Source organism: Leisingera sp. (assembly GCF_982940295.1).
Map to the genome: position 1 here is coordinate 51,165 of NZ_CEYXRG010000016.1, position 22,610 is coordinate 73,774.

Genomic DNA, 22,610 nt, shown 5'->3' on the forward strand with positions numbered 1-22,610 from the left:
GCGGCACCGCGGTGCCGCTCAGGAGACGGCACATGGCACTACCACAGTTTACCGCTGACATGGACCCGGAGGAGATGGACCGGATGGTCGAAAACGCGACCAAGGCGTCCAATTTCCTCAAGGCGATCAGCCACGAGGGACGGCTGATGATCCTGTGCCATCTGGTCTCCGGCGAGAAATCCGTGACTGAGCTGGAAGAGCTGTTGTCGGCCCGCCAGGCCGCCGTCTCCCAGCAGCTCTCCCGCCTGCGTCTGGAAGGGCTGGTCATTCCCCGCCGGGAAGGCAAGGCGATTTTCTACCGGCTGGCCGACGACAAGCCCCGCCGGATGCTGGAAGTGGTCTATGACCTGTTCTGCAAGGACGACGGCTGACGCCCGATTGAAATCCTGACATGTTTGACATCCTGACAGAACACCAGCTGGCCGCCTGCATCGGGCTGCTGGGCGGTGTGCTGCTGGGGCTTGCCGCCCGGCTGGGGCGGTTCTGCACTTTGGGAGCTATCGAAGACCTGCTGTATGGCGGCTCGTCCCTGCGGATGCGGATGTGGGGCGTGGCCATCGGTGTGGCGGTTGCCTCCAGCTTTGCGCTGATCGGGCTGGGCCTGGTGGATGCGGGCCAGTCCTTTTACCTGTCGATCCGCTGGATGCCCGCCGCCTCGATCCTGGGCGGCCTGATGTTCGGCTATGGCATGGCGCTCAGCGGCAACTGCGGTTTTGGCGCAATTGCCCGGCTGGGCGGCGGCGACCTGCGCAGCTTTGTGATCGTGCTGGTGACGGGCGTTTCCACCTATGTCGTCCTGGCAGGCCCCCTCGCCCCCGTGCGGAACTATTTCTTTGCCCAGCAGGACGTCACCAATGAAATCCCGCCGGGCCTCGCCCATTACGCCGCCGCCTGGAGCGGGATGCCGCTGGCCGCCATCGGCACCGCCGCGGGCCTGCTGATCCTGCTGCTCTCCCTCGCCAATGCCGAACTGCGCCGCGACAGGCAGGCGCTGTTCTGGTCCGCGGTTGTGGGGCTTGCCGTAACCTCCGGATGGGCCGGAACCACCTTTGTGAACACCGCAGGGTTCGAGGCGCTGCCGGTGGTTTCCCACTCCTTCTCCGCGCCGTTGGGCGAGACGATCCTGTGGACCATGACCGGTTCCCTGCGCCCGCTGTCCTTTGCCGTCGGCTCCATCGCCGGGGTCTGGACCGGCGCCTTCCTCGGCTCGCTGATCAAGGGCCATTTCCGCTGGGAGGCCTGCGAGGACCCGCGCGAACTGCGCCGCCAGATTATCGGCGCCGCGATCATGGGCGCGGGCGCGGTGATTGCGATGGGCTGCACCGTCGGCCAGGGCCTTAGTGCGTTTTCTCTTCTGGCGGTTTCGGCACCGGTCACCATGCTGGCGATCTTTGCCGGCGCCGCCATCGGGCTGCGGCAGCTGATCGAAGGCTTCCGGCCGGCAGAATAATCCGCTGTCCCCGCGGGGACAGGCCGGGGTTTCAGATTGCCCGCGCGAATGTGACGTCTTGGTTAATTTTCATTAACGATTACATACGTGTTACACGCCATTCCTAAGACATCCGGGTGTATCCGCCCTGCATCCACCGCATAGACGCCCCTTAACACTCCGGAGACCCCCGTGAACCGTGAGCAGATCATCAAAGACCCGCAAAACGGAAACAAGGCGGAAGCTTTTGAAGCCTCCGACGACATTCCGGTGAACCCGGCCCCCAGCCGCACCATCGGTGATGTGATCGCAGCCCGCTATGGCCGCCGCGCAATGCTGAAAGGCATGCTGGGCACCTCTGCCGCAACCGCGCTGTTCGGCACCTCCGCCCTGACCGCTCCGCGCCAGGCCAGCGCTGCGTCACCTGCGGCCCGAAGCCGCTATGCCTTTGACGAGCTGGCATCGGGCAATGACGAAACGCACCATGTAGCGCCGGGCTATGACGCGGACATCCTGCTGCGCTGGGGCGATCCGATCATGGCCGGCGCGCCGGAGTTCGACGTGATGAACCAGACGGCAGAGGCCCAACTGCAGCAGTTCGGCTATAACAACGACTACGTCGGCTTTGTGCCGCTCAACGCTGAGGGAACCCGCGGCCTGCTCTGCGTGAACCACGAATACACCAACGAGGAGGTCATGTTCCCAGGCCTCGGCCGCCAGGACAAGGCGGAGTTCGCCGGCATGACCCGCGAGCTGGCCGAGATCGAGATGGCGGCGCATGGAGGCTCCGTTGTGGAGATCACCCGGGACCCGGAAGGAAACTGGGCCGTTGTGCGCGACGGCGCGATGAACCGCCGGATCTCGCCTTTGAACACGGTGATGGCTATCGACGGCCCCGCCGCAGGCCATCCGCGAATGCAGACCAGCGCCGATCCCAGCGGGCGCGAGGTTATCGGCACCCTCAACAACTGCGCCGGCGGCATGACACCCTGGGGCACCTGGCTGATGGCCGAGGAGAATTTTCACGGCTATTTCTGGACCGACAGCCTCGACGCCGAAGGTGAGCCGGACCTTTCCGGCCAGCCGGAGGCGGCGCAAATGGCGCGCTACGGCGTGCCCGGCATGTGGTACGCCTGGGGCAAGTACCACGACCGCTTCAATACCGGCAAAGAACCCAATGAAGCCAACCGCTTCGGCTGGGTTGTTGAGGTCGACCCGATGGACCCGCTCTCCAAACCGGTGAAGCACACCGCCCTGGGCCGTTTCGCGCATGAGGGCGCGGAAACCACCCTGTCCCAGGACGGCCGGCTGGTGATCTACATGGGGGACGATGCGCGGTTTGAGTATGTTTACAAATACCTCTCCCAAGGCACGATGTCAGAGGACCGCGCGGCCAACTCCCGGCTGCTGAGCGAAGGCACGCTTTACGTGGCCCGGTTTGAGGCAGACGGCACCTGCCGCTGGCTGCCGCTGGTGCATGGCCAGGGCCCGCTGACGGCAGAAAACGGCTTTGCCAGCCAGGCGGATGTGCTGATTGATGCGCGGCTTGCGGCGGATGCGCTGGGGGCCACTCCGATGGACCGGCCCGAGGATGCCTCGCCGCGCGGAGACGGCACAGCCTATGTGATGCTGACCAACAATTCCAAGCGCAAGGCCGGCCAGACCGATGCCGCCAACCCGAGGCCGGAGTCGCGGTTCGGCCATATCATCGAGATCCGGGAGGACGGCGGCGACCATGCGGCTGCAAGCGGGCGCTGGTCGGTCCTGGTGAAATGCGGCAACCCGGAGATTGCTGCAGTGGGTGCCGAGTGGCACCCGGAGACGTCGCAGCACGGCTGGTTCGGCTCCCCCGACAATAGCGCGATGGACGCAGCGGGGCGGCTGTGGGTGGCCACCGACCAGGGCAGCAAATGGGGCAAGACCGGCAAGTCGGACGGGCTTTACGGGCTGGAGACCGAAGGCAGCCTGCGCGGCCATTCCAAGCTGTTCTTCCGCTGCCCGGTGGGGGCTGAGCTGTGCGGCCCTTGCTTTACCCCGGACGGTGAGACGCTGTTCCTGGCCGTGCAGCATCCCGGCACCGACGGCACCAAGGACCTGAAGGGCTTCGGGCGCGCTTCGACGTTTGAGGATCCGGCCACCCGCTGGCCGGATTTTGATCCGCAAATGCCGCCGCGGCCCTCGGTTGTTGCGGTGACCAGACAGGGCGGCGGCAAGATCGCGGTCTGATCCGGAAATCGCCGTTATCAAGCGGAGCGCGCCCCGCCCGGGGCGCGCGCAGGGTTCAGCCCTGGCGGGCCGGCTGCCGCCTGATGCACGCGATTGTGAGCAGCAAGGCCGCCGGCGTGCTTTAATAGCGGGAGAAACACCGTGGAGACCTGCCATGTATGCCAAGCGCCTGACAGCCGTCCTGTTCCTTGCTGCCTCTTCCGCAGCCGCCGGAAGCATCGCGCCGCGCGACGGCTGGGCGGTGCATGAAACCGCAAAACCCTATGCGCAGCTGATCGAAGACGTCAAAGCCGCCGCCAAGGCCGAAGGGCTGGGGGTGGTCACCCAGGCGGGCCCCACCCAGGCGGCAGCGGCCCGCGGCATCACCATCCCCGGCAACCGTGTCATTGGCCTGTTCAACAATGACTTCGCGGTGAAGATCCTCGCCCTCTCCACCGCCGCGATGATCGAGGCGCCGGTGCGGATGTATGTGACCGAGGAGGCGGACGGCAGCGCCACCCTGTCCTACAAGCTGCCCACCCATGTCTTTGCGCCTTACGCGGACGAAGGCGGCGCAGGGCTGGCGGCCCTCGCTGGCCAGCTCGACCGCCGCTTTGCGCTGATCGCCGGACGGGCGCTGAAATAACCGCTCCGGGCTGTTGCCGCGATGCTGCCGGCAGCGCAAGGAATGCGCCGGTTTCCGCCGCAGCATTTCTCACACTGGCGTGAGCGGGCTTGCGCACGGGCGCAGCCTCGGCAATCTGGCGGTAATTCAACGGATTGGACGGACAAGATGACAGATCCCTTGCGCGCAGCCGACGTTCTGGCCCGGCGGCTTTACGAGGCGGGCTGCCGCCATGCTTTCGGGATGCCCGGCGGCGAGGTGCTGACGCTGGTTGATGCGCTGACCAAGGCGGGCATCGCCTTTCACCTGGCCAAGCATGAAAACTGTGCAGGTTTCATCGGCGAAGGCGTTCACCATGCGGACGGTGCGCCGGTCATCCTGGTCGCCACCCTTGGCCCCGGCGCGCTGAACGGCATCAATGTGGTGGCCAACGCCCATCAGGACCGGGTGCCGATGCTGGTGCTCACGGGCTGCGTCGACGCGGCGGAGGAGCAGAGCTACACACATCAGGTGCTCGACCACCGCGCGGTCTTTGCCCCGATCACCAAGGCCACCTTCCGGCTGGACGCAGACGCCGCGGACCTGATCGCCGACAAGGCGGTCGCCATCGCGACAGAGCCCCGCAACGGGCCGGTGCATATCGACGTGCCGATCTCCACCGCAGACGCGCCAGCCAGGGACCGAGGCATCCGCCGCGCGCCTGCAAGCGCAACCGCTCCAAGCGGCGAGGCACTGGCGCAGGCGCGTTCCTGGCTGGCAGCCTCGGCACGCCCGGTCGCGGTGATCGGGCTGGATGCGCTGCAGGAGAACGCCGGTACTGCCCTCCGCACCTTCCTCGAACAACACCAGATCCCCTTCGTCACCAGCTACAAGGCCAAGGGCATCATCCCCGAGGATCACCCCCTGTGCCTTGGCGGCGCGGGCCTGTCTCCGCTGGCGGATAAGCACCTGCTGCCGCTGGTGCGGGAAGCCGATCTGGTGCTCTGCATCGGGTACGACCCGATCGAGATGCGCCCCGGCTGGCGCAATGTCTGGGACGTGGAGACCCAGAACGTCATCGACATCGCCCCCGAGGCCAACACCCACTACATGCACCAGGCGGGCCTGAACTTCCTGTCCGCCATTGCCCCCACGCTGGAGGCGCTGTCCGATGGCACCGAACCGCGCGAGACCTGGACCAGCGGCCGCCCGGCCGCTGTAAAGGCGGCGCTGGCAGAGGCTTTCCCGCAAGACGACCAGTGGGGGCCTGCCGGTGTCATCGCCGAATGCCGTGCCGTGCTGCCCCCGGATACCCTTGCAACCGCCGACAGCGGCGCCCACCGCATTCTGCTGAGCCAGATGTGGGAATGCTCCGAGCCGCGCGGACTGATCCAGTCCTCAGCGTTGTGCACCATGGGTTGCGCGGTGCCGATGGCGATCGGCCGCAAACTGGCGCAGCCGGAGCGGCCCGTGGTCAGCTTCTCCGGCGACGCCGGGTTTCTGATGGTCGCGGGCGAACTCTCCACCGCTGCGGAGCTGGGCGCGGCGCCGATCTTCGTGGTCTTTGCGGATGCCAGCCTTGCGCTGATCGAACTCAAGCAGCGGCAGCGCCAGCTTGCCAACGGCGGGGTGGATTTTGCGGAACACGACTTTGCCGCGATGGGCCGGGCCTTTGGCGGCAATGGGCTGACGGTGACCAGCCGTGCCGAACTGCGCGCCGCCTTGCAGGACGCGCTGACAGCAGACAAGTTCACAGTGATTTCGGCAGTGATCGAACGCGGAGGCTACGATGGCCGCATCTGACATGATCCCCCACGGCGCCCTGAACGGGGTCAAGGTTCTCGACCTGTCCCGCATCCTGGCTGGGCCCACCTGCACCCAGCTTCTGGGCGACCTCGGCGCAACGGTCATCAAGGTGGAAAACCCCAAGACCGGCGGCGATGACACCCGCCAGTGGGGACCGCCCTATGTGACCGATGCGGACGGAAATCAATCCGACCTCTCGGCCTATTTCATGGCCGCCAACCGCAACAAACGCTCGGTAGCCATTGATATTGCAACGGAAGAAGGCCAGCAGGCCATCCGGCGTCTGGCGGCCGAGGCCGATATCCTGATCGAGAACTTCAAACCCGGCGGGCTGGCCAAATACGGGCTGGATTACGCCAGCCTCAAGGATGATCTGCCCGGCCTGATCTACTGCTCCATATCAGGATACGGCCAGACCGGCCCCAACAGCCACAAGCCCGGCTATGACATCATGGCCCAAGGCTTTGGCGGCATCATGTCCCTGACCGGAGAGCCGGACGGCCAGCCGATGAAGGCAGGCGTCGGCATCGCTGATGTGATGTGCGGCATGTACGCCTGCATCGGCATCCTGTCCGCCCTCCACCACCGGGAAAAGACCGGCGAAGGCCAGCAGATCGACCTGGCGCTGGTCGATGCCCAGATCGCCTGGCTGATCAATGAGGGCGTCGCCTATCTGAACACCGGCCAGATTCCCAAGCGCCGCGGCAATGAGCATCCCAGCATCATGCCCTATGGAGTGTATGAGACCTCGGACGGCCACGTGATCCTGGCGGTGGGCAACGACAGCCAGTTCCGCCGCTTCATGGAATTCCTTAAGCTTGAGGGCCTGGCCGAGGATGCGCGGTTTGCCACCAACCCGGCCCGTTTGCAGCACCGCGATGCGCTGAATGCGATCCTGATCCCGTCCGTGCAGCGGTTCACCACGGATGAGGTTCTGGCCGCCATGGAGGCCCGCAAGGTGCCTGCCGGTCCGGTGCAGAACCTGGAGACCCTGTTTGCCACCGGCCAGGTCGAAGCCCGCAATATGGCCATCGGGATGGACACTGCCGCCGGTCCGGTCAAGCTGTTGGGCAACCCGCTGAATTTCTCCCGCACGCCGGTGACATACCGGCACGCGCCGCCCCGCTGCGGCGAAGGCACGGAGGAGCTGCTGGGGTCCGACTCGCCCTTCGACGGGTCTTGAGCAGGCAGAACCGCGGCAGCTTTCTGCCAAGTGTTACAGTTTCCGGCAAATCACCGCCAAAACAGCGCGGTATTTGCCGGCTGCTGACCGCGCCTCTTGCAGAAATTTGCCCGGAAAACCTACACATCCGGTGAAATTTCCGGCCAGGCGCACACAGGCTATCACCAAACCGCGAGCAGGGTTCGCCCGGGCCAATCCTATGGCCTACTGTTCAGCAGGACACAGACACTGCGCTCGATTCAGAACAATGATTGGACTCTCATGACGCATGATATCTTCGGCCAAGACAGCAGCCTGACCGATGCAGCCGCACAGCAGAATTGGAACGCCGTGCAGCTGGGAGTTCTGTCCCACGCAGCCGTGACCGCGGATCACCTGGGCGCGGTGCTGAAGGCCGCGCCGGAGTTTGCCCTGGGCCATGCGATCAAGGGGCTGTCGCTGCTGATGCTGGGGCGCTCTGAGCTGGTGCCGGCTGCGCGCGAAGCGCTGCGCGATGCCAAGGCCTGTTACGAGGGCGCCCTGCCGCGTGAGCGCAAATATGTGGATGCGCTGGAAAACTGGCTGGCCGGCCGCCCCACCCTGGCGATCCAGCGGATGGAAGAGGTGCTGGACGTCTGCCCGCAGGACACCCTGGCGATGAAACTCAGCCACGGCATCCGCTTTATCATGGGCGATCCCGCAGGGATGCGCGCCTCGATCGAGCGGGTGCTGCCGGCCTACGCGCCGGACCATGCGGGCCGCGGTTACCTGCTGGGCTGCCATTCCTTTGCGCTGGAGGAAACCGGCGATTATGAGCGCGCCGCCAATGCCGGCCGGCAGGCGCTGTGGATGGCGCCGGATGATGCCTGGGGCCTGCACGCCGTGGCGCATGTGCATGACATGACCGGCAACGCCGAGGCCGGGCTCGACTGGCTGCACGGCCGCGAGGAAGCCTGGGCGCATTGCAACAACTTCCGCTATCACGTCTGGTGGCACAAGGCGCTGATGCATCTGGACCTGGGCCAGATGGATGAGGCCATCGCGCTTTATGACACCGAGGTGCGCAAGGACCGGACAGACGACTACCGCGACATCTCCAACGCGACCTCGCTGCTGTCGCGGCTGGAGCTGGAGGGGGTGGACGTGGGCAGCCGCTGGGAGGAGCTGGCGAATCTCTGTGCCGCCCGGACCGAGGACGGCAGCCTGATTTTTGCCGATCTGCACTATCTGCTGGCCCTGACCGGGCACCGCAAGGAAGACGCTCACCGGCTGGTGCAGCGGATTCACGCCGATGCGGAACGCGGCGGCACCGAGGCGCGGGCGCGCATGGCGGACCCCGGCTGCGCCGCCGCGGACGGGCTGGAAGCCTTCGGAGACGGTAATTACAAGGCCGCTTTCAACCACTTATCCACAGCCCGCGCCACCCTGCAGCTGGCCGGCGGCAGCCACGCGCAACGCGATGTTTTTGAACGCATAACCATAGACGCGGGAATCCGCTCAGGCCAGCTTGACGAAGTCGAAGCAATCCTTGATGACCGCCGCGCCAAGCGGGGCGGCGCAGAGGACAACTATGCGCTTGCCCGCCGCACCCTGATTGCCGAGGCCCGGGATCCGTCCGGGGCCAAAAGCGTACCTGCCGAATAAGACCCTCAAGGACCAAAACCACAGATGTCCAGCGTTGCGCCCTTTCCCGGGCCTCAGAAAGACCCAGCTGCCGCCAACCGCGCAGTGCCCCCGCCGCAGGCGGTCCAGACGCGCGTGCGCGACCCGCGGCTCGACTTCTACCGCGGCATCGCCATGTTCATCATCCTGGCAGCCCATATCCCGGGCAACCGCTGGGCGGGATGGATCCCGGCGCGGTTCGGGTTTTCCGATGCAACCGAGATTTTTGTCTTCTGCTCCGGCATGGCTTCGGCCATCGCCTTCGGCAGCTCCTTTGACCGCCAGGGATGGTGGCTGGGCACTGCCCGCGTCGCCTACCGCTGCTGGCAGGTCTACTGGGCCCATATCGGGCTGTTCTTCTTCCTTGCCGCATCAATGGCGGCACTGGACCTCTATGGCAGCTTCGACAAGAGCTATATCGGCTCCTTGAACCTGCACTGGTTCTTCAACAACACCGTGCAGCAGCTCACCGGCATCTTCACCCTGACCTATGTCCCCAACTACTTCGACATCCTGCCGATGTATCTGGTGGTGCTGCTGCTGATGCCGCTGATGATGGGGCTGGAGAAGGCCGGGGTGTGGGCCGTGGCGATGGCGTCCGTGCTGATCTGGCTGACCGCCAACCCCTACATTCTCGGCCTCGGCCCCAACGGCGTCTCGCTGCCGGCAGAGCCGTGGTCCGACCGCGAGTGGTTCTTCAACCCCTTCGGCTGGCAGCTGCTGTTCTTCACCGGCTTTGCCTTCATGAAGGGCTGGCTGCCCAAGCCGCCGGTTTCCAAGGTGCTGGTTGTGCTCGCCGCCGGTTTCGTCATTTTCTCCGCGCCCTTCGGCTCCGGGAAGGTGCTGGGCTGGGTCGAGTACTGGAACATGGACCTGGCCGATGCCATCCGTGAAACCTGGAAGCCGAGCAGCGAATGGCGCGAAAAAACAGACTTCGGCCTGCTGCGCTATACCCACTTCCTGTCGCTCGCCTATCTGGGCTGGGCTGCCGCCGGCGAGGGTGGAAAGCGGCTGATTGCCACCGGCCAATCACTGGCTGCAAGAATTTGGGGCGTATTGTTGCAGGTCGTGACCAAAGTCGGCCAGCAATCGCTTGCGGTCTTCGTGTTTTCGATGGCGCTGGCCCGCTTCATCGGCTTTGCGCTTGACCAGACCGACCGCGCGGTTATGACCACGGCATTCGCCAATCTTATTGGATTTTTCCTAATCATTGGCTGCGCTTACTGCGCTGCCTGGTTCAAGTCACAACCCTGGAGAGCCAAGAAATGAGCTCTTTTTCCCGCCGTACCTTTCTGGCTGCCGCGCTTGGCAGCACCGCCCTGTCCGCGCTGCCCGGGCTGGCCAGCGACGCCGAGCCCTTCAGCCGCGACGTGGTGGTGGCCAAGGCCCGCGCGCTGGCCGCACAAGACTATGCCGAACGCCCGGCCGTGCCGCAGGACTGGCTGGACCAGTCCTATGACGACTACAAGGCGCGCTGGTTCCGCAGCAAGGACGCGCTGTGGTCCAAGACGGACCGCAGCTACAACGTCGATTTCTTCCTGCCCGGGCTCTATTTCCCGCGTGCGGTTCAGATCAACACCGTGACCGGCGGGCTGGCGCAGCCCGTGGCCTTTGACCTGTCGCTGTTTGACAAGACCGACAAGGCACCAGAGCTGACAACCGAAGGCCACCTCGGGTATTCCGGCCTGCGCCTGCGGACCGTTTTGGACGACCCCACCCAGAAGACCGAGTTCTGCGTCTTCCAGGGGGCCAGCTATTTCCGCGCCATCGGCATCGGCAACGCCTACGGGCTGTCGGCCCGCGGCCTGGCGCTCAAGACCGCCGATCCCGAAGGCGAAGAGTTCCCCGAGTTCATCGAATTCTGGCTGGAGGCCCCTGCCCCCGGCCAGCGCCACATGGTGGTGCACGCGCTGATGGACTCGCCCTCCGTTACCGGCGCCTACCGGTTCACCATCACCCCCGGCAGCAGCACGGTGATGGAGGTGGAGGCGACCCTGTTCGCCCGCGAGGACCTGAACCACGCGGGCCTTGCGCCGCTCACCTCGATGTTCCTGTTCGACGCCACCAACCGCAACCGCTTTGACGACTTCCGCCCGGCCGTCCATGACAGCGACGGCCTGCTGGTGGTCAACGGCAACGGCGAAACCCTGTGGCGGCCGCTGGCCAACCCCACGCGGCTGCAGGTCTCGTCCTTCGTCGATGACAACCCGCGCGGCTTCGGCCTGATGCAGCGGTCGCGCAAGCTGTCGGATTTCAACGACCTGGAAGCGTTTTACCACAACCGTCCCTGCCTGTGGGTGGAACCCAAGGAGGACTGGGGCAAGGGTGCCGTCACCCTGGTGGAAATCCCCGCCGACAAGGAAATCTACGACAACACTGTTGCCTACTGGCGCCCGCGCGAGCCCTATGCCGCCGGATCGGAGATCAGCCTCAGCTACCGCCTCACCTGGGGCGAGGAGCCGGTGCTGCCGATGCCGCGGGTGATCGACACCGCCGAGGGTGCCCGGATCTTTGGCGGGCCGGGCCGGATCGTCACCATCGACTTTGACGCCCATCCCCTGTTCGAGGACGGGCCCGAGACCCTTGACGTGCACATTCACTCTCCCCATGTGGCGACCAGCGAAGGCGTGCTGCAGCGCAACCCGGAAACCGGCGGCCTGCGTCTCGCCTTCTACTTCGATCCTGGCGATCAGGATCACGTTGAACTTCGCGCCCAGCTCAGGAAAGACGGCAGCCCCGCTTCCGAGGTCTGGCTTTACAGGTGGACCGCATGAACATGGACCGCATGACCACATGTGATCTTATGCCCCCGGAACAGCCGCTGGCGATGCCGGAGCAGGATTTCAGCAAGGACTTCAGGGACGCCGCCGCCCCCGGCGACGCTGCGCCCCGCCAGGTGGCGCTGTGGCGCCTGCTGGCGTTTTCGCCGGCGATGGCCGCCACGGGTGTGCTCACCTGGGTGATGCAGGGCTGGTTCGCCGATGATGGCTTTTCCGTGCTGGAAGCCGTTCTGCTCGCATTGATCGCCTTCAACTTCTTCTGGATCGCCTTCACCGTCTCCACTGTGCTGCTGGGCCTTTACGGCCTGTCGCGCCGGGAAAAGACCGTGGCCCACGGCCCCGCGCGCCCGATGAAGGTGGCGCTGCTGATGCCGGTCTACAACGAAGTGCCCTGGTATGTGCTGGGCAACGCCCAGACCATGCTGCAAGAGCTGCACGGCCGCGGCGGCCAGCATGAATACGCGATGTTCATCCTGTCCGACACCCGCGACGACGCGATTGCCGAACAGGAGCGCGCCAGCGTCGAGGCGCTGCGCACCATGCTGCCCGAAGGCGCTGAGCTCTACTACCGCCGCCGCGCCGACAACGAAGGCCGCAAGGTCGGCAATATCTCCGACTGGGTGCGCCGCTGGGGCGCAGGCTATGAGGCGATGCTGGTGCTGGACGCCGACAGCCTGATGACCGGCCGCGCCATTGCCCGCCTTGCCGATGCGCTGGCCCGCGATCCAAGCGCCGGCCTGATCCAAAGCTATCCGCAGCTCATTGGCGCACAGTCGGTCTTTGGCCGCATGCAGCAGTTCGCCAATGGCGTCTATGGCCTCGCGCTGGCCGAGGGCCTGGCCCGCTGGGCCGGGCATGAGGGCAACTACTGGGGCCACAACGCCATCATCCGCACCCGTGCCTTTGCCGCCTGTGCCGGCCTTCCGCTCCTGCGCTCGCGCTTCGGCGGCGGTGAAAAGCTGATCATGAGCCATGATTTTGTCGAGGCCGGCCTGTTGCGCCGGGCCGGCTGGTCGGTGCGCTTCCTGCCCCGCATCCGCGGATCATATGAGGAAACTCCGGCCACACTGATCGACCACATCCTGCGCGACCGCCGCTGGTGCCAGGGCAACCTGCAGCACCTGAACCTGCTGCACGCCAAGGGCTTCCGCGCGATCTCCCGCTTCCACCTGTTTGCAGGCGCGATCGGCTACCTGATGGCACCGGTGTGGTTTGCGCTGCTGGTCCTCTGGGCCATCATCGGCCGCAGCGAAGAGGCGTCCGTCATCAGCTATTTCAGCGAGGCCAACCCGTTCCGCCCCAACTGGCCGGATATGTCGGAGCCCAAGCACGTGCTGGTGATCATCCTGATCTACGCGATGCTGCTGGCCCCCAAGATCCTGGCGGCTGCGGCTCTGCCGCTGACCGGCAGCCGGTTCTCGGAATACGGAGGCCCGGTGCATTTCGCGCTGTCCTTCCTGTCCGAGGTGATGCTCGCGATCCTTTATGCGCCGATCCTGATGGTGCAGCAGATGATCGCGGTGTTCCGCACCGCCCTTGGCCTGCAGCGCGGCTGGGCGCCCCAGGCCCGCGACGGCGGCAGCTACTCCTTGCGCACGCTGCTCACCTGCCACGCGCTGGAAACTGTCAGCGGCGTTGCGCTCTGGGCCGGAATCCTCACGGGCACTGTGTCACTGTGGCTGGCCCCTATTGCGCTGTCCCTGGTTCTGGCGGTGCCGCTGTCGGCGCTGTCCGGGGTCAAGACCGTGAACCGCATCCGCCACTGGATGGCCACGCGCGAGGAGTTCACCGAACCCCAGATCACCCGCGCCGCCCGCGCCGCCCGCGCCGAGCTGAAGGCGCTGCTGGACGGCAGCCCCGTCCGCGGCACCCCGGCGGAGTAAGCCCGGATCGCAGGGGAAAGTCTCCCGCGCCACCAGGATACCCCGGCTGCGCCGGGACATCCTTGGCAGCCTTGGGCCCGGCGCCGCGCTGACGCGCGGCGCTGTTGCGTAAAACCGCAACCGCCTGTCCAAGGGCACTCCGCCGCCATCGCAGAACCACAGCAGCGCGCCCGCAAGGGCGCGCTGCCGGGCCCAACGCTTTGACGGAAATCTCTGATTTACGGGCAAAGGGGCGGGAGACCGCGGCCCGGACCGGGCGCTACGGGATATTCAGCGCACAGCCGGTTCACTCTCGAACCAATCCGCCATCCAGCCCGCCCAGCCCTTTGGCACCGTATGGCCACCGTCAAACAGCACCATTTCGATATCCGCCCCCGGCCCGCAGTCCCAGCGGCGGCGCAGCAGGCCGTCTTCGCTCCATGCTCTGTCCGGCGCATGAGAGGTGCAGCCATTGGCCTGCCGCCACAGTTCCAGCCCGGCAAAGACATCGCCCTGCTCCCAGCGCCCGCCGCCCAGCACACGGCCTTCCAGCGGCACCACCTCGTCGCGCCAGCCATGCACCTGCAACAGCCGCACCGGCCCCTCGCAGCGCTCCGGCTGCGGCCGCCAGAAGCCACCCGACAGCGGCGCATAGGCGGCAAAGGCCCCGGAGTCGCGGCAGGCCAGGTAATGGACCATGAAAGCTCCCGCCGAGAACCCGGCCAGGACGGTCTGCGCCCGGGACGTGCCAAACCGGCCCGAGGCATCTGCCAGCACCGAGGCAAAGAACGCGCCTTCGTCCCGGCCTTCATCAAAAGGGCCGAAGCCCCAGTTCTGCGGCCCGGTGCCGCCGCGTTTGCGGCCCTCCGGTGCAATCACTGCGTAGCCGCGTGCCGTAAGCCCCTGCACAAGCGCCGCGTTCTTCAGCACTTGCGCACCGCTGCCGCCGTAGCCGTGCAGGAACATCACCACCGGCAGCGGCGCAGCGGACGCCTCCGGCAGCACGATGTGATAGCGGCCGTCTTCCACCGCGCAGGGCTCCGGCTCCGCGCTGCAGCCCGCGGCCGCCCCGCTGGCCCATGCCGCAAACAGCGCCGCAGCCGTGGCGCCCGCGCCCAGACCTCGGATCACCCCTGCCACCGGGCCACCGGCAGGTTGCCTGCAATCCACCCGGGACCCGCGGCAGAGCCCAGCATGCCTTCGGGGACGTCGATCACATTGGTGAAGCCCGCCTCCGCCAGCGCCAGCGTCATCCGCGCCGAGCGCACGCCCCGGGCGCAGATCAGCGCCAGCGGAACGGCCCGGTCCGGCCCCGCCACCGCCTGTAAGGCGGCCAGGAAATCTTCGCGCCGCATATCGATCTGGTGGCTGCCCACGGGCACCCCCGACGCGCGCCATTCCTGCGGCGTGCGGATGTCCACCAGGATGATGCCGCCGTCCCGGGCCGCGGCAAAGGCCTCTGCCGCGCTCAGCCGCGGCTGGTCATGCGGAGGCGGCTGCCTGCGGTGCCACCAGTAGCCAAAGCCGCCTGCGGCCGCCGCGCCGCCCAGCAGCATCAGCCGCCGCGTCAGGGTTGCAGTATCCGCCTGTGCTCCGGGCATTTGGCCTCCGCATCTCCGCTTGCCGCCACTGGGCCGTGGTCCTGCCCCCAGATCTAGCAGCTTGAAGCTTTCCAATCACCAGAAATGGAGGGTTTCGGACAGTCAAGTTCTTGTTATTGCGCGCGCAGCCCCCAAATATAGGCGCAACAATAGTATCAATTCCGTCCCGGGGCTGCGGCATTCTTACCGTATCAGGGGCGGCGGGGGTGGTTCTGGGCTGAAAAATTGCTTAGCACTGGACCAAAAAATAACGACGCGCCAACCCGACAGGAGACCTGCACGTGTCCCTTTTCCTGATTGCGGCCCTGCCCTTTCTCGGAGCCGTCTTCCCAGCGCTTTTGATCCGCGCCGGACGCAATGCCGCAGCTTCAGCCGCCGGGCTGACCACATTCCTCGCCTTCACCGGGCTGATGCTGCATATCCCGGCCATCTTCCGCGGCGACACGGTATTTGCCGCAGTGGATTGGCTGCCCGCCCTTGGCCTCAACGCCCATTTCTTCCTCGACGGGCTGGGCTTCCTGTTTGCGGCAATGATCCTCGGGATCGGCCTGCTGATCATCCTCTACGCCCGGTTTTACCTCTCGCGCGAAGATCCGATGGGGCAGTTCTACAGCTATCTGCTGCTGTTCCAGGGCGCCATGGTCGGTATCGTTCTGTCCGACAACATCCTGCTTTTGCTGGTGTTCTGGGAGCTTACCTCGCTCAGCTCTTTCCTGCTGATCGGATATTGGAAGCATCTGCCCGAAGGCCGCCAAGGCGCGCGGATGGCGCTGGCCGTCACCGGCTCCGGCGGGCTGGCGATGATTGCGGGGATGCTGATCCTGGGCCATATCGCAGGCTCCTATGACCTCAGCGTGATCCTGCAGAACAAGGAGGCCATACAGGCCTCGCCGCTGTATCTGCCCGCGCTGATCCTGATCCTTCTGGGCGCCTTCACCAAATCGGCGCAGTTCCCCTTCCACTTCTGGCTGCCGCACGCGATGGCCGCGCCGACGCCGGTGTCGGCCTACCTGCACTCCGCCACCATGGTGAAGGCCGGGCTATTCCTGATGGCGCGGCTGTGGCCGGTTCTGGCAGGCACGCCTGAATGGTTCTACATCGTCGCCACCACCGGCCTAGTGACCATGCTGATCGGTGCGGTGATTGCGCTGTTCAAGGATGACCTCAAGGCGCTTTTGGCGTTTTCCACCGTCAGCCACCTGGGCCTGATCACCATGCTGCTGGGCTTTGGCACCAAGTTCGCCGCGGTCGCCGCGGTCTTTCACATCATCAACCACGCCACTTTCAAGGCGGCGCTGTTCATGACCGCGGGCATCGTCGACCATGAGGCCGGCACCCGCGACATCAAGCGCCTTGGCGGATTGCGCCACCTGATGCCTGTCACCTTCACCATTGGCACGGTGGCAGCGCTGTCGATGGCGGGAGTTCCGCCTCTGAACGGTTTCCTGTCCAAGGAGATGATGCTGGAGGAAGCCTCCCACACCATCTGGAACGGCTCGCACCTGATCGTGCCCGCACTGGTCACGGCAGCCGCGGTGTTCTCGGCGGCCTATTCCTTCCGCTTCATCGCCCATGTGTTCCTCGGCCCCAAGCGCGAGGATTACCCCGGCCACCCGCATGACCCCAACACCGGCATGTGGATCGGCCCGGCCTTCCTGGTGCTGCTGGTGGTGGTGATCGGCCTTGCCTCGGCCAAGATCGCAGGCCCGATGGTGGCCACCGCCGCCAGCGCGGTGATCGGCGGCGAGAAGCTGCCCTATTACTCGCTCAAACTGTGGCACGGGCTGACCCCGGCGCTGTATATGTCGATCTTTGCGGTGATCGGCGGTGCGGTGCTGCTGGCGCTGCATAAACCGCTGGCCCGCGCCTGGGATGCGGCCCCGCGGCCCGAGGCCAAGGTGATCTTTGAGGGCCTTATCGGCGCCTTCACGCGCCTCAGCCAGGCAGTGACCGGCGGGCTGCATAACGGTGCCCTCACCCGTTACTCCGCGGTGATGGTTACCTTTACCGTGGTGATTGCCTACCTGGCCTATCGCGGCGGCACTTTGGGCGCGCCGACACGCAGCTTGCAGGAACCCGGCCTGCTGCCGGTGACCGGCTGGTTCGCCCTGGTTGTTGCAACGCTGTTCATCGTGGTGAAGCACCGCAACCGCCTGCTGTCGCTGGTGCTGATCGGCGTGATCGGCCTGGTGGTGTCGATGTCGTTCAACTACCTCTCGGCGCCGGACCTGGCGCTGACGCAGATCTCGGTCGAGGTGGTGACCATCATCCTGATGCTGCTGGCGCTGAACTTCATGCCCAAGGAAACCCCGGTCGAAACCCCGGTGCTGACCCGTGTGCGCGATGGCGCCATTTCGGTGGTCGCGGGCCTGGGCGCAGGCGGGCTGATCTATGCGCTCTTGATGCGCGATTTTGCCTTCCCGACCATCTCGGATTTCCACCTCGCCAACTCCTACAAGGGCGGCGGCGGCACCAATGTGGTGAACGTGATCCTGGTCGACTTCCGCGGCTATGACACCTTTGGCGAGATCATCGTGCTGGGGATCGCCGCGATGGTGATCTTTGCCCTGACCGAGGCGGTGCTGGGCTCCCGCGTGCGTGCTTACCTGTTGAACCGCGAGCCGGACCTTCCCCAGGCGGGCGACAGCCACCCGCTGATGATGGTGGTGGCAACCCGGGTGATGATGCCGCTGGCGCTGATGGTGGCGGCCTACATCTTCTTCCGCGGCCACAACCTGCCGGGCGGCGGCTTCATTGCCGGCCTGGTCGCAGCAATTGCGATCATCATGCAGTACATGGCCTCGGGCTTTGCCTGGGCGACCGAGCGGCAGCGCTATCCCTACCACGCCATCATCGGCTCCGGCGTGCTGATTGCCGCCTCCACCGGCATGGGCGCCTGGTTCAACGGGATGCCGTTCCTGACCAGCGCCTTCGGCTATATCCACTGGGCTCCGCTGGAGGAGTTCGAGTGGGCCACTGCCGCGCTCTTTGACCTCGGCGTCTTCCTGGCGGTTGTGGGCGCGGTGCTGCTGGCACTGGAAAGCCTGTCGCGCTTTGCCTGGCAGCCGGGGATCAGCTCTGAACACGCGATGGACATCAACCCGGCCCGCGAGGACGCGGCCAAGACCGGGACGGAGGGATAAGCATGGAACTTCTCGTCGCCTCGGCCGTGGGCATCCTGACTGCGGCCGGCATCTACCTGATCCTGCGCCGCCGCAGCTTCCCGGTGATCCTGGGCCTGTCGCTGATCACCTATGCGGTGAACGTCTTCCTGTTTGCCTCCGGGCGGCTGATGACCGCCGCACCGCCGATCCTCAACAAGTACGAGGAGGTGGTCTATACCGATCCGCTGCCGCAGGCGCTGGTGCTGACTGCTATCGTGATCTCCTTTGGCATGACCGCGGTGGTGGTGATGATCGCGCTTGGGGCCTTCCTGTCGTCGCGTGATGACCGCACCGCCCTGCCCGCAGAGCCCGAAGGCGCAGGGGAGGACGCATGATGGAGCACCTTCTGATCGCGCCGGTGGTGCTGCCTGCCCTGGTTGCGCCTTTCATCATCATGGTGCTGCGCCACCACCTGGACCTGCAGCGGATCTTCTCGGTCGCCAGCGCGGTGCTGCTGGCCGGCGTTGCCCTGGCCCTGGCCGCCCAGGCTGCGGACGGCACCGTAAAGGTCTATGAGCTCGGCGACTGGCCCGCGCCCTTTGGCATCGTGCTGGTGCTGGACCGGCTGTCGGGGATGATGATCGTGCTGACCTCGCTGCTGGCGCTGCCGGTGCTGCTTTATGCTATCGGCTCCGGCTGGGACACCCGCGGCAGCAACTTCCACGCGCTGTTTCAATTCCAGCTGATGGGCATCATGGGCGCCTTCCTGACCGGCGATGCCTTCAATCTGTTTGTCTTCTTCGAGGTGCTGCTGATCGCATCCTACGGCCTGATGATCCATTCCGGCGGCACCCGCCGGTTTCAGGCGGGCGTCCAGTATGTGGTGTTCAACCTGCTGGGCTCCACCCTGTTCCTGTTCGCGCTCGGCACGCTCTATTCGGTGACCGGCACGCTGAACATGGCGGACCTCGCCGTAAAAGTCGCGCAGATCCCGGCCGAGGATACCGCCCTGCTGCGGGCCGGTGCAGTGATGCTGCTCCTGGTCTTTGCCATCAAGGCAGCGCTGCTGCCGCTGCATTTCTGGCTGCCCTCGGCCTATGCCAACGCGCCGATGCCGGTGGCGGCGCTGTTTGCCATCATGACCAAGGTCGGCGCCTATTCGATCCTGCGCATGTACACGCTGGTCTTCGGCCCTGAGGTCGAGGCCACCTCCGGGCTGACCGAAAGCTGGCTGCTGCCCGCCGCGCTGCTGACGCTGATTGCAGGCGCGGTCGGGGTGCTCGGCTCCAACAAGATCGGCCGCCTGGCTGCCTTTGGCGCTATCGCCTCAATGGGCACGCTTCTGATTGCGGTGTCGCTGTTCACCCAGACCGCCACCGCCGCCGCGCTTTACTACCTGGTGCATTCCACCCTGGCCGCGGCGCTGCTGTTCCTGGTTGCCGACCTGGTGATGGAGCGGCAGGGCGGCTGGATCCTGCCGCAGCTGCCGATGCCGCAGACCGGGCTGATTTCGGCGCTGTTCTTTGCCGCCGCCATCGCGCTGGCGGGGATGCCGCCGCTGTCGGGATTCCTGGGCAAGCTGCTGGTGCTCGATGCCACCCGCGGCTCCGAACTCGCCACCTGGATCTGGGCGGTGATCCTGATCGGGTCGCTGATCACCATCATCGGCATGGCGCGCGCAGGCTCGCTGCTGTTCTGGAAAGGCCACGGCCTGCCGCAGGAGAACACCGGCACCAGTGAGGAGCCCCCTGTGGAAGATCTGGCCTCCAGACCGGCACCGCTGCCGTTTGTCGCGTGCTTCGGGCTTCTGGCAGGGCTTGTGGCGCTCACCGTCTTTGCGGGCCCCGCCACCCGCTATGCCGAGGCCACCGCTGCGCAGCTCTTTGCGCCTGAAGCCTATATCGGTACCGTGCTGGGGGAGGAGGAGAAATGAAACTGTTCCGGCGGCTGCTGCCGCACCCATTGCTCACACTGCTGCTGACCCTCACCTGGCTGCTGCTTGTCAACGGATGGTCGCTGAACTCGCTGCTCTTCGGCTTTATGCTGGGGGTGCTGATCCCGTTTTTCACCCAGCCCTACTGGCCCAACCGGCCGCGGCTCAGCAAACCGCTGAAGATCGCGGAATACGTCCTGGTCGTTCTGATGGACATCATTCAGGCCAATATAATCGTGGCCCGGATCGTGCTGTTCAAACCCAACGCCGACCGCCGCCCCAACTGGATCACCATCCCGCTGGACCTGAAAACGCCCGAGGCGATCACCGCCCTGGCCGGCACCATCACCATGACCCCCGGCACCCTGTCGGCGGATGTTTCGGACGAGGGCCACGCGCTTCTGGTCCACTGCCTGGACGCGCCCAACCCGGACGCGGTGCGCGACGAGATCAAACAGCGCTATGAGCGCCGGCTGATGGAGATTTTCGAATGATCGAAAACGCTGCCTATTTCGCCTTTGCCTGTTTCGCCCTGGCGATGCTGATGAACCTGTGGAAGGTCGTCACCGCCCCGGATATCGCCGACCGCATCCTGGCGCTCGATACCATGTTCATCAACGCCATCGCGCTTATGGTGCTTTACGGCATGGCGCTGGGGACCGAGATGTTCTTTGAGGCGGCGATGATCATCGCCATGCTCGGCTTTGTCTCCACCGTGGCCTACGCGCGCTTCATCCTGCGCGGCAACATCATCGAGTGAGGGGGAAAGATGGCAAGCCTGTTTGAATTCCTTGTTGCCGCCTTCCTGGTTATCGCCGGGATCTTCGGCATTGTCGGCTCTTATGGGCTGATCAAGCTCGACGATCCGATGTCGCGCCTGCACGCGCCGACCAAGGCCACCACCTTGGGCGTCGGCGGGGTGCTGCTGGCCTCGCTGCTGCATGCGGCAGTGTTCGAGGAATATGTCTCGGTGCATGAGCTGATGATCACCATGTTCCTGTTCCTGACCGCGCCAATCACCGCGAATTTCATTGCCAAGGTGCACATCCACCGGCAAGAAACCCGCGAAACCATGCCCCCGGCGGGCGAGGATGACCATTGGGCCACCCATGACACGCCGGAGGACGAGGAACAGAGAACCGCAGGCCGCCCGGACGCCGCGCAATAAGCGCAGCCGCCCCGCCGGGGCCGGCCCGCCGCAGAGGCAGGACAGCATATGGAACCTTCGCGATTGCCGCTCACCCGCGATCTGGTACTGATCGGCGGCGGCCACACCCACGCGCTGGTGCTGCGCAAATGGGGCATGCGGCCCCTGCCCGGCGCACGGCTGACGGTCATCAACCCGGGTCCCTCCGCACCTTATTCCGGCATGCTGCCCGGTTTTGTTGCAGGCCATTACGCGCGCGAGGAGCTGGACATCGACCTGGTGCGCCTTGCGCGTTTTGCAGGCGCCCGCGTGGTGCTGGGCGCGGCAGAGCATATCGACACCGCAGCCCAGCTGGTGCATGTGGCGGGCCGCCCGCCGATTGCCTATGACGTGGCCTCGATCGATGTCGGCATCACCTCCGCCATGCCGGACCTGCCGGGCTTTGCCGAGCACGGCATCCCGGCCAAGCCGCTGGGACGCTTCGCCGCGCAGTGGGCCGCCTTCCGCGAAGGCAGCGGCCCCGCCCATGCCGCGGTGATCGGCGGCGGGGTTGCCGGCGCGGAGCTGATCATGGCCATGGCCTATGCCCTGAAATCCCGCGGCCGCCTGGCCCAGGCCAGGCTGATCGACAGCGACCAGGCCTTGCGCGCCATCGGGGACACCGCCCGCCGCAAGCTCCTGCGCGCCCTGGTGGAACAAGGCGTCCGGCTGGAGGAGAACGCGCCGGTCGAGCGGATCGAGGACGGCTATATCGTCCTGCAGGACGGGCGCGAGGTCCTGTCGGATTTCACCACCGGCGCCGCGGGCGCCCGCCCCTACGGCTGGCTCGCAGACAGCGGGCTTGACCTTCAGGACGGGTTCATCCGGGTGGGTGAAACCCTGCAAACCTCCGCCGCCAATGTCTTTGCCGCGGGCGACTGCGCCCATATGGACTTCGCCCCGCGCCCCAAGGCCGGCGTCTATGCGGTGCGCCAGGCCCCGGTGCTCTGCCACAACCTGCGCGGCCTCCTGACCGGAGATCCCTTGCGCAAGTACCGCCCGCAGAAGGACTACCTGAAACTGATCTCCATGGGCTCCAAGGAAGCACTGGGGGAGCGTTTCGGCACCACACTGGCGGGGCCGATGATGTGGAGCTGGAAGGACAGGATCGACCAGGCCTTCATGGAGAAGTTCCGCGACCTGCCTGCGATGGACCCGCCTGACCTGCCGGCCGAACACACGCAAGGCATGGAGGAGGCGCTGGGGGACAAGCCCCTCTGCGGCGGCTGCGGCGCCAAGGTCGGCCGCGGCGCGCTGCTGGGCACGCTGGCCGGGC

Annotated in this window: 19 protein-coding genes; 17 read left to right on the forward strand and 2 right to left on the reverse strand. The window is 65.8% G+C overall.

What is annotated here, in order from left to right; all coding sequences use genetic code 11:
* Positions 1-32: 32 nt before the first annotated feature.
* The 10 genes from AC4HIX_RS14865 (at position 33) to mdoH (ending at position 13,531) form a co-directional block, all read left to right on the forward strand.
* Positions 33-371: an ArsR/SmtB family transcription factor gene (locus AC4HIX_RS14865; protein WP_475051393.1), complete on the forward strand. Its 339-nt coding sequence runs from the start codon at positions 33-35 to the stop codon at positions 369-371.
* Between the two features lie 20 nt (positions 372-391).
* Positions 392-1,450 (forward strand): YeeE/YedE family protein, encoded by a 1,059-nt coding sequence (locus AC4HIX_RS14870; RefSeq protein ID WP_490399520.1) that lies wholly within the window; start codon positions 392-394, stop codon positions 1,448-1,450.
* A 171-nt stretch (positions 1,451-1,621) separates the two neighbouring features.
* A complete protein-coding gene (locus tag AC4HIX_RS14875; protein WP_490399521.1) occupies positions 1,622-3,655 on the forward strand; it encodes a PhoX family protein in 2,034 nt (677 codons plus the stop codon).
* Positions 3,656-3,809: 154 nt separating this feature from the next.
* Complete coding sequence (locus AC4HIX_RS14880; protein WP_490399522.1) at positions 3,810-4,280, forward strand: DUF302 domain-containing protein; 471 nt, start codon at positions 3,810-3,812, stop codon at positions 4,278-4,280.
* Between the two features lie 147 nt (positions 4,281-4,427).
* Positions 4,428-6,041, forward strand: a complete 1,614-nt coding sequence (locus tag AC4HIX_RS14885) for a thiamine pyrophosphate-binding protein (protein WP_490399523.1) — start codon at positions 4,428-4,430, stop codon at positions 6,039-6,041.
* Positions 6,028-7,227 carry a CaiB/BaiF CoA transferase family protein gene (locus AC4HIX_RS14890; protein ID WP_490399524.1) on the forward strand — a complete coding sequence of 400 codons (1,200 nt, stop codon included), beginning with the start codon at positions 6,028-6,030 and terminating at the stop codon, positions 7,225-7,227. The genes AC4HIX_RS14885 and AC4HIX_RS14890 overlap by 14 nt, the downstream gene beginning before the upstream one ends.
* Positions 7,228-7,488: 261 nt before the next feature.
* Entirely contained in the window at positions 7,489-8,850 is a 1,362-nt protein-coding gene (locus tag AC4HIX_RS14895; RefSeq protein ID WP_490399525.1) for a tetratricopeptide repeat protein, read from the forward strand.
* Positions 8,851-8,874: 24 nt separating this feature from the next.
* The gene (locus AC4HIX_RS14900) at positions 8,875-10,137 is read left to right on the forward strand and encodes an OpgC family protein (protein WP_490399526.1); all 1,263 of its coding nucleotides are present in this window, start codon (positions 8,875-8,877) and stop codon (positions 10,135-10,137) included.
* On the forward strand, positions 10,134-11,642 hold the full coding sequence (locus tag AC4HIX_RS14905) for an OpgD/OpgG family glucan biosynthesis protein (protein WP_490399527.1): 1,509 nt from the start codon (positions 10,134-10,136) through the stop codon (positions 11,640-11,642). The genes AC4HIX_RS14900 and AC4HIX_RS14905 overlap by 4 nt, the downstream gene beginning before the upstream one ends.
* Before the next feature lie 2 nt (positions 11,643-11,644).
* Complete coding sequence (gene mdoH / locus AC4HIX_RS14910) at positions 11,645-13,531, forward strand: glucans biosynthesis glucosyltransferase MdoH (RefSeq protein ID WP_490399566.1); 1,887 nt, start codon at positions 11,645-11,647, stop codon at positions 13,529-13,531.
* A 270-nt stretch (positions 13,532-13,801) separates the two neighbouring features.
* Here mdoH and AC4HIX_RS14915 read toward each other — a convergent pair whose 3' ends face one another.
* Together AC4HIX_RS14915 and AC4HIX_RS14920 are read right to left on the reverse strand one after the other, a co-directional pair.
* Positions 13,802-14,638 carry a CE1 family esterase gene (locus tag AC4HIX_RS14915; RefSeq protein ID WP_490399567.1) on the reverse strand — a complete coding sequence of 279 codons (837 nt, stop codon included), beginning with the start codon at positions 14,636-14,638 and terminating at the stop codon, positions 13,802-13,804.
* Entirely contained in the window at positions 14,638-15,111 is a 474-nt protein-coding gene (locus AC4HIX_RS14920; RefSeq protein WP_490399528.1) for a rhodanese-like domain-containing protein, read from the reverse strand. Before AC4HIX_RS14920 ends, AC4HIX_RS14915 begins: the two co-directional genes overlap by 1 nt.
* A gap of 281 nt (positions 15,112-15,392) precedes the next feature.
* On the opposite strand from AC4HIX_RS14920, the gene AC4HIX_RS14925 reads away from it, so the two are divergent.
* The 7 genes from AC4HIX_RS14925 to AC4HIX_RS14955 form a co-directional block, all read left to right on the forward strand.
* Positions 15,393-18,254, forward strand: coding sequence for a monovalent cation/H+ antiporter subunit A (locus AC4HIX_RS14925; RefSeq protein WP_490399529.1), 2,862 nt, complete (start codon positions 15,393-15,395; stop codon positions 18,252-18,254).
* A gap of 2 nt (positions 18,255-18,256) precedes the next feature.
* A complete protein-coding gene (locus AC4HIX_RS14930) occupies positions 18,257-18,610 on the forward strand; it encodes a Na+/H+ antiporter subunit C (RefSeq protein WP_475051377.1) in 354 nt (117 codons plus the stop codon).
* Positions 18,610-20,148 carry a monovalent cation/H+ antiporter subunit D gene (locus tag AC4HIX_RS14935; protein WP_490399568.1) on the forward strand — a complete coding sequence of 513 codons (1,539 nt, stop codon included), beginning with the start codon at positions 18,610-18,612 and terminating at the stop codon, positions 20,146-20,148. The genes AC4HIX_RS14930 and AC4HIX_RS14935 overlap by 1 nt, the downstream gene beginning before the upstream one ends.
* Positions 20,145-20,642 carry a Na+/H+ antiporter subunit E gene (locus AC4HIX_RS14940; RefSeq protein ID WP_475051376.1) on the forward strand — a complete coding sequence of 166 codons (498 nt, stop codon included), beginning with the start codon at positions 20,145-20,147 and terminating at the stop codon, positions 20,640-20,642. The genes AC4HIX_RS14935 and AC4HIX_RS14940 overlap by 4 nt, the downstream gene beginning before the upstream one ends.
* The gene (locus tag AC4HIX_RS14945; protein ID WP_421056042.1) at positions 20,639-20,908 is read left to right on the forward strand and encodes a K+/H+ antiporter subunit F; all 270 of its coding nucleotides are present in this window, start codon (positions 20,639-20,641) and stop codon (positions 20,906-20,908) included. Before AC4HIX_RS14940 ends, AC4HIX_RS14945 begins: the two co-directional genes overlap by 4 nt.
* 9 nt (positions 20,909-20,917) lie before the next feature.
* Complete coding sequence (locus AC4HIX_RS14950; RefSeq protein WP_490399530.1) at positions 20,918-21,316, forward strand: Na+/H+ antiporter subunit G; 399 nt, start codon at positions 20,918-20,920, stop codon at positions 21,314-21,316.
* Between the two features lie 48 nt (positions 21,317-21,364).
* A partial coding sequence (locus AC4HIX_RS14955; RefSeq protein WP_490399531.1) for an FAD-dependent oxidoreductase occupies positions 21,365-22,610 on the forward strand: 1,246 nt, incomplete at its 3' end.